General features: G+C 40.5%; 13 protein-coding genes. 6 read left to right on the top strand and 7 right to left on the bottom strand.

The annotated features are described in order from the left end of the window. Positions 1 to 29 precede the first annotated feature (29 nt). The gene (locus OKW21_RS27250; protein ID WP_277485914.1) at positions 30 to 1097 is read left to right on the top strand and encodes an aminotransferase class I/II-fold pyridoxal phosphate-dependent enzyme; all 1068 of its coding nucleotides are present in this window, start codon (positions 30 to 32) and stop codon (positions 1095 to 1097) included. Here OKW21_RS27250 and OKW21_RS27245 read toward each other — a convergent pair whose 3' ends face one another. Beyond that, entirely contained in the window at positions 1098 to 3338 is a 2241-nt protein-coding gene (locus OKW21_RS27245) for a DUF5916 domain-containing protein (protein ID WP_277485911.1), read from the bottom strand. It lies immediately after the preceding gene. A 288-nt stretch (positions 3339 to 3626) separates the two neighbouring features. Between OKW21_RS27245 and carB the strand changes: the two genes are divergently transcribed. Both carB and OKW21_RS27235 read left to right on the top strand, forming a co-directional pair. Next, positions 3627 to 6440, top strand: coding sequence for a carbamoyl-phosphate synthase large subunit (carB, locus tag OKW21_RS27240; protein WP_277485909.1), 2814 nt, complete (start codon positions 3627 to 3629; stop codon positions 6438 to 6440). 190 nt (positions 6441 to 6630) lie between these two features. After that, positions 6631 to 6924, top strand: coding sequence for a DUF4834 family protein (locus OKW21_RS27235; RefSeq protein WP_277485906.1), 294 nt, complete (start codon positions 6631 to 6633; stop codon positions 6922 to 6924). A 576-nt stretch (positions 6925 to 7500) separates the two neighbouring features. Here the strand turns inward: OKW21_RS27235 and OKW21_RS27230 are convergent. Then, on the bottom strand, positions 7501 to 8385 hold the full coding sequence (locus tag OKW21_RS27230; RefSeq protein ID WP_277485903.1) for a DMT family transporter: 885 nt from the start codon (positions 8383 to 8385) through the stop codon (positions 7501 to 7503). Positions 8386 to 8693: 308 nt separating this feature from the next. Here OKW21_RS27230 and OKW21_RS27225 point away from each other — a divergent pair, with 308 nt between their 5' ends. Beyond that, on the top strand, positions 8694 to 9326 hold the full coding sequence (locus OKW21_RS27225; protein WP_277485901.1) for a peroxiredoxin family protein: 633 nt from the start codon (positions 8694 to 8696) through the stop codon (positions 9324 to 9326). Positions 9327 to 9328: 2 nt separating this feature from the next. Then, on the top strand, positions 9329 to 10741 hold the full coding sequence (locus OKW21_RS27220; RefSeq protein ID WP_277485899.1) for a GAF domain-containing protein: 1413 nt from the start codon (positions 9329 to 9331) through the stop codon (positions 10739 to 10741). A gap of 20 nt (positions 10742 to 10761) precedes the next feature. Here the strand turns inward: OKW21_RS27220 and OKW21_RS27215 are convergent, their stop codons facing one another. The 5 genes from OKW21_RS27215 to OKW21_RS27195 form a co-directional block, all read right to left on the bottom strand. Next, positions 10762 to 11562, bottom strand: a complete 801-nt coding sequence (locus OKW21_RS27215; protein ID WP_277485896.1) for an inositol monophosphatase family protein — start codon at positions 11560 to 11562, stop codon at positions 10762 to 10764. 9 nt (positions 11563 to 11571) lie between these two features. Further along, positions 11572 to 13212: an apolipoprotein N-acyltransferase gene (gene lnt, locus OKW21_RS27210; RefSeq protein ID WP_277485893.1), complete on the bottom strand. Its 1641-nt coding sequence runs from the start codon at positions 13210 to 13212 to the stop codon at positions 11572 to 11574. Beyond that, a complete protein-coding gene (gene rsmI, locus OKW21_RS27205) occupies positions 13196 to 13876 on the bottom strand; it encodes a 16S rRNA (cytidine(1402)-2'-O)-methyltransferase (RefSeq protein ID WP_277485891.1) in 681 nt (226 codons plus the stop codon). The genes lnt and rsmI overlap by 17 nt, the downstream gene beginning before the upstream one ends. 85 nt (positions 13877 to 13961) lie before the next feature. Then, positions 13962 to 14192 (bottom strand): 4a-hydroxytetrahydrobiopterin dehydratase, encoded by a 231-nt coding sequence (locus tag OKW21_RS27200; RefSeq protein WP_277485889.1) that lies wholly within the window; start codon positions 14190 to 14192, stop codon positions 13962 to 13964. A 135-nt stretch (positions 14193 to 14327) separates the two neighbouring features. Beyond that, positions 14328 to 14594: a DUF493 family protein gene (locus OKW21_RS27195; RefSeq protein WP_277485887.1), complete on the bottom strand. Its 267-nt coding sequence runs from the start codon at positions 14592 to 14594 to the stop codon at positions 14328 to 14330. Between the two features lie 550 nt (positions 14595 to 15144). On the opposite strand from OKW21_RS27195, the gene OKW21_RS27190 reads away from it, so the two are divergent. After that, positions 15145 to 15747, top strand: a complete 603-nt coding sequence (locus OKW21_RS27190) for a hypothetical protein (RefSeq protein WP_277485885.1) — start codon at positions 15145 to 15147, stop codon at positions 15745 to 15747. Positions 15748 to 15900: the final 153 nt, after the last annotated feature.

The following is a 15900-nucleotide window of genomic DNA, read 5'->3' as shown; positions in this document are numbered from 1 at the left end:
TCTGACAGGTTTTAGCATTATCAACAATTATGAACACCCATGCACTTCCCGGACGGACGGTTAAAATAGATGGACAGGAGAAGCTATACTTTAGTGGAACCTCTTATCTGGGCATCAATCATCAGCCTGCGTATCAACAACTTTTAATAGAAGGAATCAGGACTTATGGAGGGAATTATTCCAGTTCACGCTCCTCTAATCTACAATTAGCGATTTATGAGGAAGCGGAACATTTCCTTTCAGGTTTTTTAGGTCTGGAGGCGGTGCTCACTTTTTCTTCCGGCTATCAGGCAGGGCAGGCGTTGATGAATGCTTTGCCCAGAGATGCCTACTATATTTTTGCGCCAAAAACGCATCCGGCAGTATGGCAGGCAGATCAGGAGGTATGGCCGGGAAATTTTCCCTCCTGGGTTTTATCTTTACCCGCCCAGTTTGCTGCTATTTCGAGTAAAGAGGTAATTATCGTTTGTAATTCATTAGACCCGCTCTTTGCTGAAAAATATAAATTCAACTGGCTGGCCGACCTTCCTGCAGATAAGAAAATTCATGTGATTATTGATGATTCACACGGGCTGGGTGTTGTAGGCGCAAAAGGAGAAGGGATTATCAAAGAAGTAAAGCCTTATCTTCCAAAGCATGTCCAACTTACCATTGTTGGTTCTATCGGCAAAGCCTTGGGGATTCCCGGCGGCACAGTGGCCGGTTCAAAAGATTTGGTCAATCAACTCAGAAAGAGTCCATTTTTCACGGCAGCCTCACCTATTCCTCCTGCCTATCTGCATGCTTTTCTTAGGGCCCAACCCCTTTATCAGGAAGCGAGAACAAGCTTGAAAGAAAGGGTAAAGCAGTTTCAGCAGGAGGTCAAAGGCAGCGGGCTGTTTAAATACTTTGGTACCTACCCGGTATTCTATACGCCTCATAACGAACTCAGCAAAGCAGTAGAAGAGAGCTGTGTGCTTTCCAGTTTTCCTTACCCTAAGCCAAACAGTGAGCCGGTGACCAGGGTAGTGCTAAATGCATTGCATAAGGAAGAAGATATCAAAGTACTGTCCGGCAAGCTGTTTTCATTTATGGCAATGCGGGAACCTCGCTTATGATCAGATATTTAGCCAGTAAGTAAGCTTTACAACCAGTGCCCGGTTTTTTACATCAAAATTGTTAACACGGTCATAGATATCATACACGTAGTTATCAGTATAAACGATAAAGAGATCTGATACCGGCTTGAAACGCCACTGGAAGCGACTGTTGACATTAATATTATCAAACTGGCTATTGTACTGAATAAAGGTGGTGAAGAAAACACTTTTGGTAAAAGTAAGATCCAGGCGGGGACCGATTAGAAACAGGTTACCACTGGTATAAGGGTCATCCAGTTTGATGCGGCTATAAGTCATATCCAGCGAAAAAAGTCCATAAGGCTGGGCACGATAGCTAAATGTGCCTTTAAAATAATTGAGTATGCCATCATAATACTGCCCTTGGATGGTATTCAGGTCATAGAAAAAGTTTTTGCGCCGGTCTGATAAATAGGTTATGTCTATACTGTTCATTCTAAAGTCCTCACCTGTAAGAAAAGGAATGCCTTTTCGGCTGGGGGCAAAAGGAGCAAAAAGGTAGACATAGTCATTCAGGTAAGATGCAGTGAGTTCGCTGGTATTTGAGAAAATAAACTCATAGAAAAAACGTAAGTTAGAATCAGTCATACCTAATGCCTGATTCCACCAGTACTGATATTCCATTCCCGGCCCATGACTCACCAGCCTTTTGGATTTGGGAAAGAAACGATATGCTACTGAAGGCATAACACGATTAAAGCCGGTACGAGGTACAAATCCAACCTCAGCATTAAAATTTTCACCAATCATCTGGTGCAACCAACTGATGTCCCAGCGCAGAGTACTATAAATCAGATTTGCTCCGTGCGCATAGGTGTTTGCAGGGTTTTCCGGATCAACAGAGCGATGGTAATAAAACTTTCCATTCCAGCTATTATCAGCAGAAGCCATGTTATAATCTATCCCAAAGAGACGGTTGTACATACCAGACTGTAAGGTAAAGTCATCAGTTAACGTATCTGTAAGAGACTGTTTATTGATTGCGATGAATGATAAGTTAGAACGCTTGAACATTCTTCTCTGTACTGCGCCAACAGTATAATTGAGACTGGGCAGATTGATAGTCTCATCTTCCCCGGTTTGCATATTCATCAGGCCTACTCTCCAGTTGCGATTGATACTTCCACTCAGGCGAGCGCCAAAACGAATCGGGTTTTGTACATTCTGCCCGGTGGTGGAATCAATGGCGACGCCGATACGACGAGAAAAGAAGGGGCGGGCGTTTTCCATGCCGAAGTTGGCGAAGAGATCAGCATTTTCCAGAAAGAACTGCCGCTTTTCCGGGAAGAAGATCTCAAAACGATCCAGATTGGTTACCTGCTCATCCACTTCTACCTGAGAAAAATCAGGGTTAATGGTCAGGTCAAGGTTAAGGGAAGAAGTCACAGCAATCTTGGCATCACCCCCCACATTCAGATTTTTTTCTGTCGGCGTACCCTCCTGGTGCTTACGATGGATACCCCCGGCTATATAGGGGATAAGTGAAATGTTAGCGCCCGGTTTCTTTAAGGGTTCATCCCACAACAGCTTTCCCGAATGGGCAAGAGAGTAAAGTCGAAAATTACGCGGAATATGACTCCAGACCGCGCGTTCGTTAGTATGGCTATCCAGGCGGTAAAAATTCATGAGCCACTCGGTACTTCTTTCTTTGAAGCGCAGGGTTTTGAACGGTATGGCTACCTCCGCAGTCCAATATTCATCAAAAATCTGGGCAGCTGAGTACCACTTATTATCCCAGGATAGGTCAAAGTCTTCCTGTAAAGAGCCTCCATTAGCAATCAGTCCTTCTCTTTGGACCCCATAAGGGTTGAGCCCGAACGAAAAAGCATTGGTCTGACCCTGAAAAGTATCAAAGTTAAAGGTGATCATATCATTACCTGCCCCCCTGAAGTCACGTCGCAAGGAAGGTGTCACATAGTAATGATCACCCGCTTCAGAAGTACTATAGCACTTAGCAAAGATGTAAATAAACTGATCATCGTAGGTCATGCGAACCTCTGACTGTGCGATTGCCAGCGAAGTATCCATTGGAAAATTTTGCCAGAAGTCTTTAGCAACATCTGCTTTCTGCCATACATCCTCATTCATTACACCATCCAACTGGATAGCTTCATTTGTTTTTTTGATTTTTAGCTGAGGAAGTTCAATATTTTTCTGCCCAAAAGCAGAAAAACAGCAAGAAAAAATAAAAAATATGGCAGCAGGGTAAAATTTATTCATCCAAGCGAAGTGTTGGTGTAAAACGTAAAATTAAATTTGGTGAGAAGGCGAAAATTATGGCGAACATACAAAGGAAAAATGGATAAAGCCACTTTGATATTTCATTAATTAAGGTTTAAAGCACGTTTTATAAGCCCTTTCATTTATTTACCGACTTTTATCTACTAAATTCGCAGCCAACTTTGGCTTAAGCTCTGAGGTACAATCTTTCACCTTATGCATATTTGAGTGAAAATTGTGATTACTGTTAATTTGAATTTATAAACACAACTTACAAAATACCTATCCATGCCAAGAGATCATAGTATCAAATCAGTACTTATCATCGGAAGTGGACCTATCATTATCGGTCAGGCCTGCGAGTTTGATTATTCTGGCTCACAAGCAGCTCGTTCATTGAGAGAAGAAGGAATTGAAGTTACGCTAATTAACTCTAATCCTGCAACCATCATGACGGATCCTGTGACAGCTGATAATATATACCTGAGGCCACTGGAGAAAAAATACATCATTGAGATCCTCGAGAAGCATAAGATAGATGCGGTACTCCCAACTATGGGGGGACAAACTGCTCTCAATCTGGCTATTGACTGCGAAAAAGCAGGGATCTGGAAAAAGTATAACACTCGCCTGATCGGTGTGGATATCAATGCGATAGAGACTACTGAGGACAGAGAAAAATTTCGCCTCAAAATGCAGGAGCTGGATGTCAATGTATGTGAAGGTAACACAGCGACTTCATTTTTACAGGGCAAAGAGATCGCGCAGCGCATTGGTTTTCCTCTGGTTATTCGCCCTTCTTATACATTGGGAGGTTACGGAGGAGGCTTCGTAGAAAAAGCAGAGGATTTTGAAAAGGCCCTAACGCAGGGGCTACATGCTTCTCCTATTCACGAAGTACTGATAGAGCAAAGCATATTAGGTTGGAAAGAATATGAGGTGGAGCTGATACGTGATAACATTGGTAACATCATTATTGTATGTTCTATTGAGAACTTTGACCCGATGGGCGTACATACCGGAGATTCTATCACCGTGGCTCCAGCCATGACACTTCCCGACACCGTGTATCAGGAAATGCGCGATCTGGCTAAAAAAATGATTAATGGTATAGGCCAGTTTGCCGGGGGCTGTAACGTACAGTTTGCCGTTAACCCTGAAGATGACTCCATCGTAGGGATTGAAATTAACCCTCGTGTTTCTCGCTCCTCTGCATTGGCCTCGAAAGCTACCGGTTATCCTATAGCAAAGATAGCGGCCAAGCTGGCAATCGGTTATAACCTGGATGAACTGAAAAATCAGATTACCGGAAACACCTCAGCCTTCTTTGAACCGGCCATTGACTACACCATTGTAAAAATCCCACGCTGGAACTTCGAGAAATTCGTTGGGGCAGATCATCGCCTTGGTTTGCAGATGAAAGCCGTAGGTGAAGTGATGGGCATTGGGCGAACCTTTCAGGAAGCCCTTCAGAAGGCCTGTCAGTCACTGGAAATCAAACGCAATGGTCTGGGAGCGGATGGAAAAGAAGAAACTAATCAGAAAGTTATCCTGGAAAAACTGGAGCATCCTACCGGAGACCGCCTGTTTAGAATTTACGATGCGTTTAAGCTAGGTATTTCTTTTTCTACAATTCAGAAGCTTACCAAAATTGACAAATGGTTCTTGGTACAGATAGAGGAGTTGATAGAACTGGAGAAAGAAATAGAGCAGTATAAGCTGGATACTTTGCCCAAAGCCCTCATGATGACTGCCAAGCAGAAAGGGTATGCTGATCGCCAAATCGCTCACCTGCTGCGCTGCCTGGAGAGTGAAGTGCATGAGAAGCGTAAAGAGATGGGCATCAAGCGCGTTTATAAATTGGTAGATACCTGCGCGGCAGAGTTTGAAGCTAACACGCCTTACTACTACTCAACTTTCCAGGAAGAAAACGAGTCCATATCTTCTGATCGCAAGAAAATTGTGGTACTTGGTTCCGGACCAAATCGCATAGGACAAGGAATAGAATTTGACTATAGTTGTGTGCATGGTGTGTTAGCTGCCAAAGAATGTGGCTACGAAACGATCATGATCAATTGTAATCCTGAAACTGTCTCAACTGACTTTGATGTCGCGGATAAGCTGTATTTTGAGCCGGTTTTCTGGGAGCACATCTATGACATTATTCAACATGAAAAGCCTGAGGGGGTGATCGTACAGCTTGGAGGGCAAACTGCACTCAAATTAGCAGAAAAACTGGAGCGCTATGGTATCAAAATCTTAGGAACTAGCTTTGAAGCGCTGGACCTGGCCGAAGATAGAGGACGTTTTTCAAAACTGCTCAAAGAAAATGATATTCCTTATCCCCGCTTTGGTACCATCACTGATGCTGAATCTGCTCTTGAGCTATCCAAAGATATTGGCTTCCCTCTTCTGGTTCGTCCTTCTTACGTATTGGGTGGACAGAGCATGAAGATTGTAATCAATGAAAAAGAACTGGAAGAGCATGTGGTAGAAATTCTCAAAGACATGCCCGGTAATCAGATTCTTTTGGATCACTTTCTGGAAGGCGCTATTGAGGCTGAAGCCGATGCCATCTGTGACGGAGAAGAAGCATACATCATTGGTATCATGCAGCACATTGAGCCGGCCGGTATCCACTCTGGAGATTCATATGCTGTATTACCACCGTATAATTTGGGTGACTTGATTGTGCGGCAGATAGAAGTATATACCAAGAAGCTGGCCTTGGCTTTGGGAACTGTAGGGCTGATCAATATTCAGTTTGTAATCAAAGATGATCAAGTGTATGTAATAGAAGCTAACCCGCGTGCCTCACGTACGGTTCCTTTTATTTGTAAAGCATACCAGGAGCCTTATGTTAATTATGCTACCAAGCTTATGCTGGGAGAGAATAAGGTAAAAGACTTCACTTTCAATCCTGTGAAAAAGGGCTATGCTATTAAAGAGCCGGTTTTCTCTTTCAATAAATTTCCAAATGTAAACAAGGAACTGGGACCTGAAATGAAGTCTACCGGAGAAGCCATCTACTTTATTGATGACTTGATGGATGACTACTTCCTGAAGATTTACAGTGAGAGAAATCTATACTTGAGCAGATAAGGCAGTAGATAGCAAAATTTATACATCAATTGAAGACGCGGAAAGCTATACTGGAAAAATGGTTTAGCATATTTCGCGTCTTTATCAGTCTACAATATTAGAAAGTCTTTTATCAGACGATCCTGCGAAACTAATACTACAGTAAGTAAGTTTAAAATGTAGTATATTGTGAGGTAAAACGCTCGTAGTTATGTTATTGAAAATCTTAGTATTCTTTTTCTTTCTATACTTAATCTTTAGGGTTGTAAATTTTTTCTTTAAAGTGATGCGTACTGTGTCTGGTGCGAAGCAGCAGGCAAAAAATTTTAATCGTCAGCATCAGAATGGTTATAATGCAAGTTATGGACCTAAATCACGCAAGTATAAGCAACCCTCTGATGGCAATGTAAACATTGACTACATTCCTGAAGAGGATAAGAAAAATGGTAAAGGTCCCCGCAACTTCAAAGGTGGTGAATATGTGGATTACGAGGAAATCAAATAGCAATAGAAAAAACGCTTACCGCACCTAAAAAGCTGAAACATAAATCCCTACTCAGTTTATTTATGAGGAAAAGGATGATGTGCCTACCTAATATAAAGGCTATAAGGAAGCATTGGACGAAGAGTAAATCTGTAGAACATATTACAGGCAGTAGCGAACTACCAGCACCCATAGCCTCTGCAATATTTAAATATCTTTATTAAAGCTTAAGAAATTTTTCTTACCAAGTGGGTGCCAGCCAGGCTGGGCTGCATCTGGGAAAAAAGAATAATTCCTCAGCAGGTACTGCTATTTATGGCAAGGCTGTTTTAAGAAATCGTAAGTCACAGAAATCAATGTAAATGCAGATTTGAGCGTTTGAAAATCCGCTTAGTTCCTACCATAAAAAAACACAGAAGCTGCTGAATTTGGTGTTCAACAAATCGTATGGTTTTTACCAATTCCTGAAAAGTGTCTGTGGCTTATCTCCAGAAGCTTGGATGAATACAGGCTGGAATCAAAATATTAAGCTTGTTAAAATACCCCCTTCTCTCTGACTGACCTTCTCCGTAAAGCAAACATCCGCTAAGACTAATTCTACTGTTTTGCTTTAGCCAGCCTTTCAGCTATGACTGACTTTTTTAGCTTATTTTGCTTATACCATAGATTCAGAATTACTCCCAGCACAGCTACAGCCATTCCTCCATATGCATATATGTTATAAGTTTCATCAAAAAAGATATATCCAAAGGCGAGGGCATAGATTATTCCCAGGTAACGGATGATACTCACCTTTGAAAGCTCTTCTAATTGGATAGATTTTGTCATAAAAAACTGCGCAAACTGTGTGAACAGTCCAATAGCGATGAGGATAGCCCAATCCCAGGCCTGAGGGGACTCCCAGTGGAAAAGGGAGTAGATGCCAGTGATAGGTGTGGTAATTAAAGGAAAGTAGAAAATAATTACCAGCGGATGCTCATTGGTGTTTAGTTTCCTTATGAAGTTTTGGGCAAGCCCGGAGAAAAAAGTAGCAATAATCCCAATAATAAAGTAAAACGGAGTGATTCTATTGTCAAAACCCTGTACCATAACCACTCCTCCAAAAGCTGCAAGAAAGAACAGCCACTGCAAAGGATACACTCCTTCCCGGATAATAAATACTCCCAGCAAAGTGGTGAAGATAGGAGCCAGGAAACCAATAGTAACCGCACTAGCCAGCGGAATATGCTGTAAGGTTTCATAAAACAGGATAAGCGCTACCGCTCCGCTCATTCCCCTAAGCAGTAAATATTTCCTGTTATTTCCCCAAACGGAAACATTTTGTCGCTTGAGCATCAGAAAGCTGAGCACCAGAGAAATGATAGAGCGGAAGAAGACTACCTGTGTGGAAGGAATATGGGGTACAAGCTTGACCATAAGCCCCATACAGGAAAAGAAGAATACGGAGACGATCATGTACCAGACTCCTCTGGAAAAAATCATGTAAATAGTTTAAATGAAAGTAAAATCTAGACGATGTGATAAGCTGCTTGCAAAAAGTACTTTTATAATGTAACGCTCACTTTATGGATAAGTTTATCGCCATTGCTGAAGTTAGACAAGTGGTACTTGCCTATTTCTATACCTTTAGTTAAAAGCTTTAAAACATGATAAAAAAGAAAAATCTTCTAAATGCGTAATTTTTTTGAAAACAAAATCCAATTAATAGGTGATTTACGTACTATGTAATAATTGTACTTTTTTATTAAAAAATAAAACTATAATAATATATTTACGTAAATTTTACTATCATGAAAGATTCAAAAGTAAGAACAAATTTCACTTTACTATTTTTAACAGGTATCGTTTCCATCATCGTATATGTCTTTTGGAAGGAACAGGCAGTTTACTTATTACCTACACCCAAACCTGCCAATTATCAGGAAGTTGCTTTAGGTTCCAAGCCTACAATTAATCTAAGTCAGCTTAACTTCAATGAAAATAGAAAACCAGTCTTTCTGCATTTCTATAATCCTGACTGCCCTTGTTCTCGCTTTAATCTGACACAGTTTAAAGAGATGGTAAGCCAGCATCAAGACTCAGTTGACTTCTATGTAATCTTACACCAGTCAGATAAATCTCAAAGGGAGGTGGAATCTGAGTTTGAGGTTCCGGTAATTCGTGACGATTCTGGGAAGATTGCCGATGCTTATGGTGTCTATGCTACTCCCCAGGCATTAATCTTAAATGGTAGTGGGACGATTTATTACAGAGGCAATTATAATAAAGCAAGGTATTGTACAAGCAGAGATACTCGCTTTGCAGAGTTGGCGCTTGAAGCATTAGTGAATAAGCAATCCCTGCCTCAGTTTGTAGAATTGGCAAGTATAAGTTATGGATGCTCACTGCCTTCTGACAAGAAATTAACATCTTTCTTTTTCTAAAAATGAGGGAACAAAAAAGTTTACATTCAACAGCAGATTATTCTTTCAAAGAAGTAAATCAGCAGTCAAATAATATTATACAAATTGCTTTAGGCCTGTATTTTCTATGGGGTTTAGGTTTAGCTCCGGTTTATGATACCTGGTTTATAGCCCTGAGCATAGGTCCTTTAAGTTTGTTATTATATTATGTCCCTCTGTGGTTACTTCCCGAAAGGAAGCTTCATCATTACATGGCAGGCATTTCTTTTTCAGTATTCATGGCTCAGTTTATTTATCAGATGCATGGATTATTTGAGATGCATTTTTTTGCCTTCATCGGAGTCATCTTGCTGATTACTTACCAGGACTGGAAAATATTTATTCCCGCTACTTTATTTATTGTTGTCCATCATGGAGCTTTTGCCTACTTGCAGTATGCAGGTATGGAGGAAATCTATTTTACGCAATTGGCTTTCATGGATCTCAGTACTTTTATCATTCATGTAAGCTTGGCAGCGGTGATTATTGGCTTGTGCGCTTTCTGGGCTTATGATTTTGGAAAAAAAACTAAAGCGATGATGGAGGGTAGAGTGCAGATTGAAAAACAATTAAAACTTGCAGATAGTAACATCAGCATTGCCACAGAAATTGCAGAAGGGAACTTAGCCCTGGAGATTGACGAAAAACAGACCTCAGATAAACTAGGGCAGGCATTGCTTCACATGTTAGAAAAATTGCGTGAAGCAGATCAAAGAGAAAAGCTTGAAAAATTTATCAATCAGGGTATTACGGGAATACATGATATTCTTAGAAAGAAAGAACTCTCACTGAGTGAAGCTTCAGATGCCGTATTACAATATCTTGTCAGGTATGTAGGTGCAAACCAGGGATCATTATTTGTACATAAACCACAGACCAAAACACTAGAACTATTAAGCTGCTATGCATATGACAAGAAAAAGCATGTGGAAAAGGAGCTAGCGTATGGTCAGGGTTTGATAGGACAAACCTTTTTAGAAAAAGAAACCATTTTATTGAAAGAAGTTCCAGAGTCTTATGTCCATATCACTTCTGGCTTGGGAAAAGCCACACCGCGCTTCCTGATTCTCGTACCTCTTAAGGTTAATGAAACCGTAGTAGGGGTCTTTGAATTAGCTTTCTTTAAAACGATTACGGATGATATCATTCAACTTTTAGAACTTTCAGCGGAGCATATTGGGTCAGAAATTTTAGCTGCTCAGAAAGCAGAAGAGATGAAATCTTTGCTTGGGCAAAGCCAGGAAAACACTGAGCAGATGCGTGCGCAGGAAGAAGAGATGAGACAAAATATGGAAGAGCTACAGGCTACTCAGGAAGAACTGGCCAGAAAAGAAAATGAATATCTGGCCGAAATAGCGGCTTTAAAAGAGCAGCTTGGTGCGCTAAAAGAAGTTTAGTGCGTAGCTTTAGCGAGGTTTCAATCAGCCGGGTACCAATGCCTGTTTACTACTTCTGCAAAAGATGAATGGATTGCGCATCCGGCTACCAGTTCTTTGCCAAAAATAAAATCCGAACCAGATCTGAAAGTACTCACTTTTCCCCCGGCCTGCTGTACCAGAAAGCCACCAGCGGCTACGTCCCAGGGTTTTAGATTGTACTCAAAGAATCCTTCAAATCTTCCACAAGCTACATAAGCCAGGTCTATGGCAGCACTACCCATCCGGCGTAAGCCATGCGTTTTTTGCATGAGTTCCTCTACGATCTTAATGTAAGCGGGAACATTCTGAAGTTTGGAATAGGGAAACCCTGTGGCAATTAGGCTTTCTTCTAACTTTTGAACCGGAGAGACGCTGATTTCTTTTGAGTTCAAATAAGCTTTATCTCCCTTAATAGAATAGAACATTTCATCGCGATTAGGTTCATAGATTGCTCCCAGGACTACTTCATCACCTTCCATTAGTGCCACGCTGATAGAGTATAGAGGAATACCATGCACATAGTTTGTAGTGCCATCTACCGGGTCTATTACCCAGTTGTACTGCTCTGCTCTACCTTTTTCAGCCGTCCCTTCTTCAGTAATAAAGCCTGCAGCAGGAACAATGCTTTCCAAACCTGCCACCAAAAGTTTTTCAGCTTCTTTATCTACATATGAGACCAGGTCATTTTTGCCTTTATACTCAATAGAAGAAAGGTTAAACTTTTGGGCTTCGGTGTGAATAAAATTTCCTGTTTCTTTAACTACTTTTAGTGTCTCTTTGAGCGTAACGTATAAATCCATGATAAAAAATTAGGCGTTTTTTAAAAGCTGACGTTTGACTACTGCTGCCAAAAATACAAAAATTGAGAGCCATGCTGTAGTCCTGGCAATATAATCACCATAACGGGCGTAAAAGGTGAGTTGTTCTGACACCATAATAGTACCGCGAAATACATCCTGCTCCCAATATTGGGTAGCCTGCAGTATATCTCCCCGCTGGTTGATAAACGCAGAAATTCCGGTATTAGCGGAACGGGCAATACTTCTTCTGAGCTCAATAGCTCTCAGCGTAGCATAAGCCAGGTGCTGCCTGTGGCCGGGGGTATTGCCCCACCAACCATCATTAGTAATGATAAAAATAGTATTAGCACCATTACGGATGTATTCTGCCATAAAATCGCCATAGATAGACTCATAACAGATCGCTGGGGCCATACTTACTCCTTCCTCACTTTCAAAAACAGTACGTTCATCCTGCCGACCAAAACCTCCGGAAGTCCCTCCCAGACTGAAAAGCAGGTCAGAAACAAAGCCAAGTACTTGAGGGTAAGGCATGATTTCTACGCCCGGGACCAGCTTAGACTTGTGATAGAAAGTGATCTCATTATCTTCATTCAGATAAAAGGCAGTATTGAAGACATCAAAATACCCCACATCTTCCCGATAACGGGCGGTTGGTGTAGCTTCTTGCTCGTCTTCGTACAGCACAAAAGTTGTCATGCCGGTGAGTAGGGCGAGCTGAGGATAGTTGGCTTTGAATTTTTTGATGCGTTGAATCAGGCCATTACTATTGATGGTTTCTTCATTGTAAATCCCATCAAAGGCAGTTTCAGGCCAGATAAGAAAACGGGTCTGTGGAGTGATTTTTTGTTCTGAGAGCTCGATGAATATCTCTAATTGATCCTCAAAAGGAATGAAATTTTCTGAGCCGATAAACTTTTCGGTAAAGGGATCAATATTCGGCTGTAATATTACTACTTCTTTTTCTTCTCCCTTGCTTTCGTAATTAGCATAGCGAATGTAAGAATACATGATAGGAATGAGCAGCCATAGAAGGGTGAGCACAAAACTTCTCCAGCGAAACTGCCGGTTCTGAAGGGCTCGATCTTTCAGAAAGACGAAGTAAAAGGCGATGTTGGCGAGTAGTATCCAGAGGGTCCCACCAAATACCCCGGTAAATTCATACCACTGCACCCATTCAGGAAAAGAGGCGAAGCCATTCCCCAGGGTAAGCCAGGGCCAGGAAATATCCCAGTTGAGATGGATGTACTCAAAAGTGATCCAGTAGAGCACAAAGCCAAAATAACCCCAGTTAGCTCCCGCATATTTTTTGGTAATGCGAAACAGTACGAAAGGAATGGTCATCAGCGCCGCATTGGCAAAGAGCATAAAAATAGCTCCTACCACAGTAGAATGATAGACCCACCAGGTAGTAGTGATATTCCAGAGAAAGGTTGTCAGATAAAGGTATCCGTAGAAAGTACGTGCGGGATGCTTATAATTTCCTGATGTGATATAATCTTCAATAGCGAAGACAGGAGCAATCGCAAAGAATAGTAAAAATGGAAAAGGCTTGACGGGCCAGCCCAGCCAGAACAAAAAACCACTGATAAGAGATAAGATCAGCAGTTCGTATTTTTTTCTGAAAGCCGGCTTATTGTTTTCCTTCAACAACGATGACAATTTCTCCTTTAATTTTAGTTTCAGAATAGTTTCGTACTAATTCAGCTAATGTTCCATTAATAGTTTCTTCGTGCAACTTAGTCAACTCTCTGGAAACAGAAGCCCTTCTCTCTTCTCCAAAAAACTCCGCAAATTGTTGAAGGCTTTTCAGCAAACGATGGGGCGACTCATAGAAAATCATGGTGCGAGTTTCTTCACTTAGTTGCTGTAATTTGGTTTGTCTACCTTTTTTATGGGGAAGAAAACCTTCAAAAGTGAAACGGTCAGCGGGTAAGCCAGATTTTACCAAAGCAGGGACAAAGGCAGTAGTACCGGGTAGGCATTCTACCTCTACCCCATGAGCTAAGCACTCTCTGACTAGTAGAAAACCGGGATCTGAGATTGCTGGTGTGCCGGCATCAGTAATTAAGGCCATTCTTTCGCCTGCCTTTAGCCTTTCTACCAATTTATCAAGGGCACGATGCTCGTTAAAAGCGTGATAACTTTGTTGTTTGGTAGCGATACTATAATGCTTCAGCAAGATTCCTGACTTTCGGGTGTCTTCGGCCAGGATGGTATCTACTTCCTTGAGAATACGAAGAGCACGGAGGCTTATATCTTCGAGATTGCCAATGGGAGTAGGTACTAAAAAAAGGTTTGCTGTTTCCTGCACAAAAAAATTGTTTGTAGATACGAACGTTTATGTAAAGTAAACGGAATCCTTCAAACAACTCAATAAATAAGTAACAAACTATCTGCTAGGCAAGCTTATCTATAGCTTCTGCCAGCTTATGATCCTTATCAGTTACTTTATCACCAGCATCATGTGTACTTAACGCAAAGCTCACAGTATTATAAGTATTGCTCCAGTTAGGATGATGGTTCATTTTCTCGGCTACGATAGCCACTTTTGACATAAAACCAAATGCTGATACAAAGTCTTTAAACTCAAAAGTCTTTTTTAGCTTGTTTTCTTCTTCTTTCCACATAGGTCAAAAAGTTATAGTGTGATTAGTAAATTAACATTGCCAGGCATGCTATGTTTGAGTATTTGCTGAGAGTATAATGAGCATTATCTTTTTTACTTCTCAAAAAAAGGTAATATTTCAAGTAAGTGAACCAAACTATAATGCCAATACACCATCAATTTTATCGGCCTCAACATATTTCTCCATTACTGCATCACTGGAACCCATCATGACTTTGGCGGTAACGCTTACGTAGTTTCCATTACTGGACTCCTTAGTCGTTAGTTTATTTTTTGGGAAAAGAGCAAATACTTCATCCTCTTTTCCCCGGGGAACGATGAACTTAAACATATAAAGAGATGGCCATTTGTGTGTTCCATCTAGTTTTTGCTTGAATGCCTCAAAATCAACTGTTCTTGCCATAATCTTAATGTAAATATTTAACAGCACAGATGAAACACATTCTCTCCCTTATTAATTCCGCTGTTCTGGCCTGCATATCCTGTTAAAAACAGAAGCTGAAAAATTGAAAGAGGTAAGTAAAATATTAATTAAAAGCGCTGACTACTTATAACTGATTACAAATATCTCCCTGTCGTTTCCCTATAAAGTTCTGATTTATTTTTCTTTGGTAATTAAAAACCTACAGAAAAAGGAGGTATGGCATAAAAAAAAACACTTTTTTTCTGTAAAAAAGAGTACAATCAGCATAATTACAATATTTGTAATTTACCTGCCCAAAAATTGCTATTTTATTGATCCAAATGGTTTAAAACAGTTCAGTTTTACACTACAATAAGTCGCTTTGTGATTTCATTCAAAAAAACCTCTATTTCATTAATAATTTTTCAATGAATCAATGTTTTTTTAAACCAAAGTGTAACGAAAATTTAAAAACCTTCGTAAATTTGTAGTGTAAGCCAAAACAAAAAGAAAACGAGTTAAAGTTTTTAACCACGAAAAGAGTAGAATCATGAAAACAGTTAAAACAATGAAAATCGCAATTTTAGCAATGGCTGCTTTGTTTACAGTAAATACTGCAACACTCGCAGCTGATGAAGTAGATGCACTTATCAGTGTACGTCAGGTTGAGTCTTCTCAAAAGAAAGCTTTTATCCGCGTTACCAACCTTTCTAATGAAGCTTCAGCAGTACTTAGAATTAAAGACATGGATGGAAATACTTTGCACCGTGAGGTGATCGCTGACCAGTCATACATGAAGAAATATGACTTTTCAAGCATGCCAAGTGGTGAGTACGAAGTAGAAGTTAGAACTAAAAATGGTGTTTCTAAAGAAATATTCCAGATTTCAGCAGGACAAACTAACGCTGTTTACTTCAAGCCAGCTATTCAGGTTGAGCCTGAAATGGTAAAGGTTGCGTTTTTAAATAGAGTAGAATCTCCTGTTTCTTTAAAACTGTATAACCAAGACGGTAAAGTACTTTATGAAGAAAGCGTAGCTTCTCAGGAAACTTATTCTAAAGGATTAAACGTAGCCAAATTACTTCCTGGACGGTATTCATTAGCTATCGTAGGTGCCAACTACACTTACTCTAAAAGCATTGACCTGAAGTAATTCCTTCTAATAATTTATTGAAAAACTATGAGGTGCAGGTGTAAGCTTGCACCTTTTTTTTGTTACTACCATTAATTTTTCCCAAAAAGGTGATATCTGACAGGACTGTAGCTGAATATATTAAAAATGTAACCGAGTTTCGTGTCTTACCCG

Origin of the sequence: Catalinimonas alkaloidigena (assembly GCF_029504655.1) — a bacterium.
In the GTDB taxonomy this organism is placed as follows: domain Bacteria; phylum Bacteroidota; class Bacteroidia; order Cytophagales; family Cyclobacteriaceae; genus Catalinimonas; species Catalinimonas alkaloidigena.
This window is presented reverse-complemented; position numbering and strand designations above follow the sequence as displayed.

Excerpts from the sequence above, each read along its gene's own strand:
- OKW21_RS27250 (WP_277485914.1), top strand. The coding sequence starts at position 30 with ATGAACACCCATGCACTTCCCGGACGGACGGTTAAAATAGATGGACAG.
- OKW21_RS27245 (WP_277485911.1), bottom strand. The coding sequence starts at position 3,338 with ATGAATAAATTTTACCCTGCTGCCATATTTTTTATTTTTTCTTGCTGT.
- carB (WP_277485909.1), top strand. The coding sequence starts at position 3,627 with ATGCCAAGAGATCATAGTATCAAATCAGTACTTATCATCGGAAGTGGA.
- OKW21_RS27235 (WP_277485906.1), top strand. The coding sequence starts at position 6,631 with ATGTTATTGAAAATCTTAGTATTCTTTTTCTTTCTATACTTAATCTTT.
- OKW21_RS27230 (WP_277485903.1), bottom strand. The coding sequence starts at position 8,385 with ATGATTTTTTCCAGAGGAGTCTGGTACATGATCGTCTCCGTATTCTTC.
- OKW21_RS27225 (WP_277485901.1), top strand. The coding sequence starts at position 8,694 with ATGAAAGATTCAAAAGTAAGAACAAATTTCACTTTACTATTTTTAACA.
- OKW21_RS27220 (WP_277485899.1), top strand. The coding sequence starts at position 9,329 with ATGAGGGAACAAAAAAGTTTACATTCAACAGCAGATTATTCTTTCAAA.
- OKW21_RS27215 (WP_277485896.1), bottom strand. The coding sequence starts at position 11,562 with ATGGATTTATACGTTACGCTCAAAGAGACACTAAAAGTAGTTAAAGAA.
- OKW21_RS27200 (WP_277485889.1), bottom strand. The coding sequence starts at position 14,192 with ATGTGGAAAGAAGAAGAAAACAAGCTAAAAAAGACTTTTGAGTTTAAA.
- OKW21_RS27195 (WP_277485887.1), bottom strand. The coding sequence starts at position 14,594 with ATGGCAAGAACAGTTGATTTTGAGGCATTCAAGCAAAAACTAGATGGA.
- OKW21_RS27190 (WP_277485885.1), top strand. The coding sequence starts at position 15,145 with ATGAAAACAGTTAAAACAATGAAAATCGCAATTTTAGCAATGGCTGCT.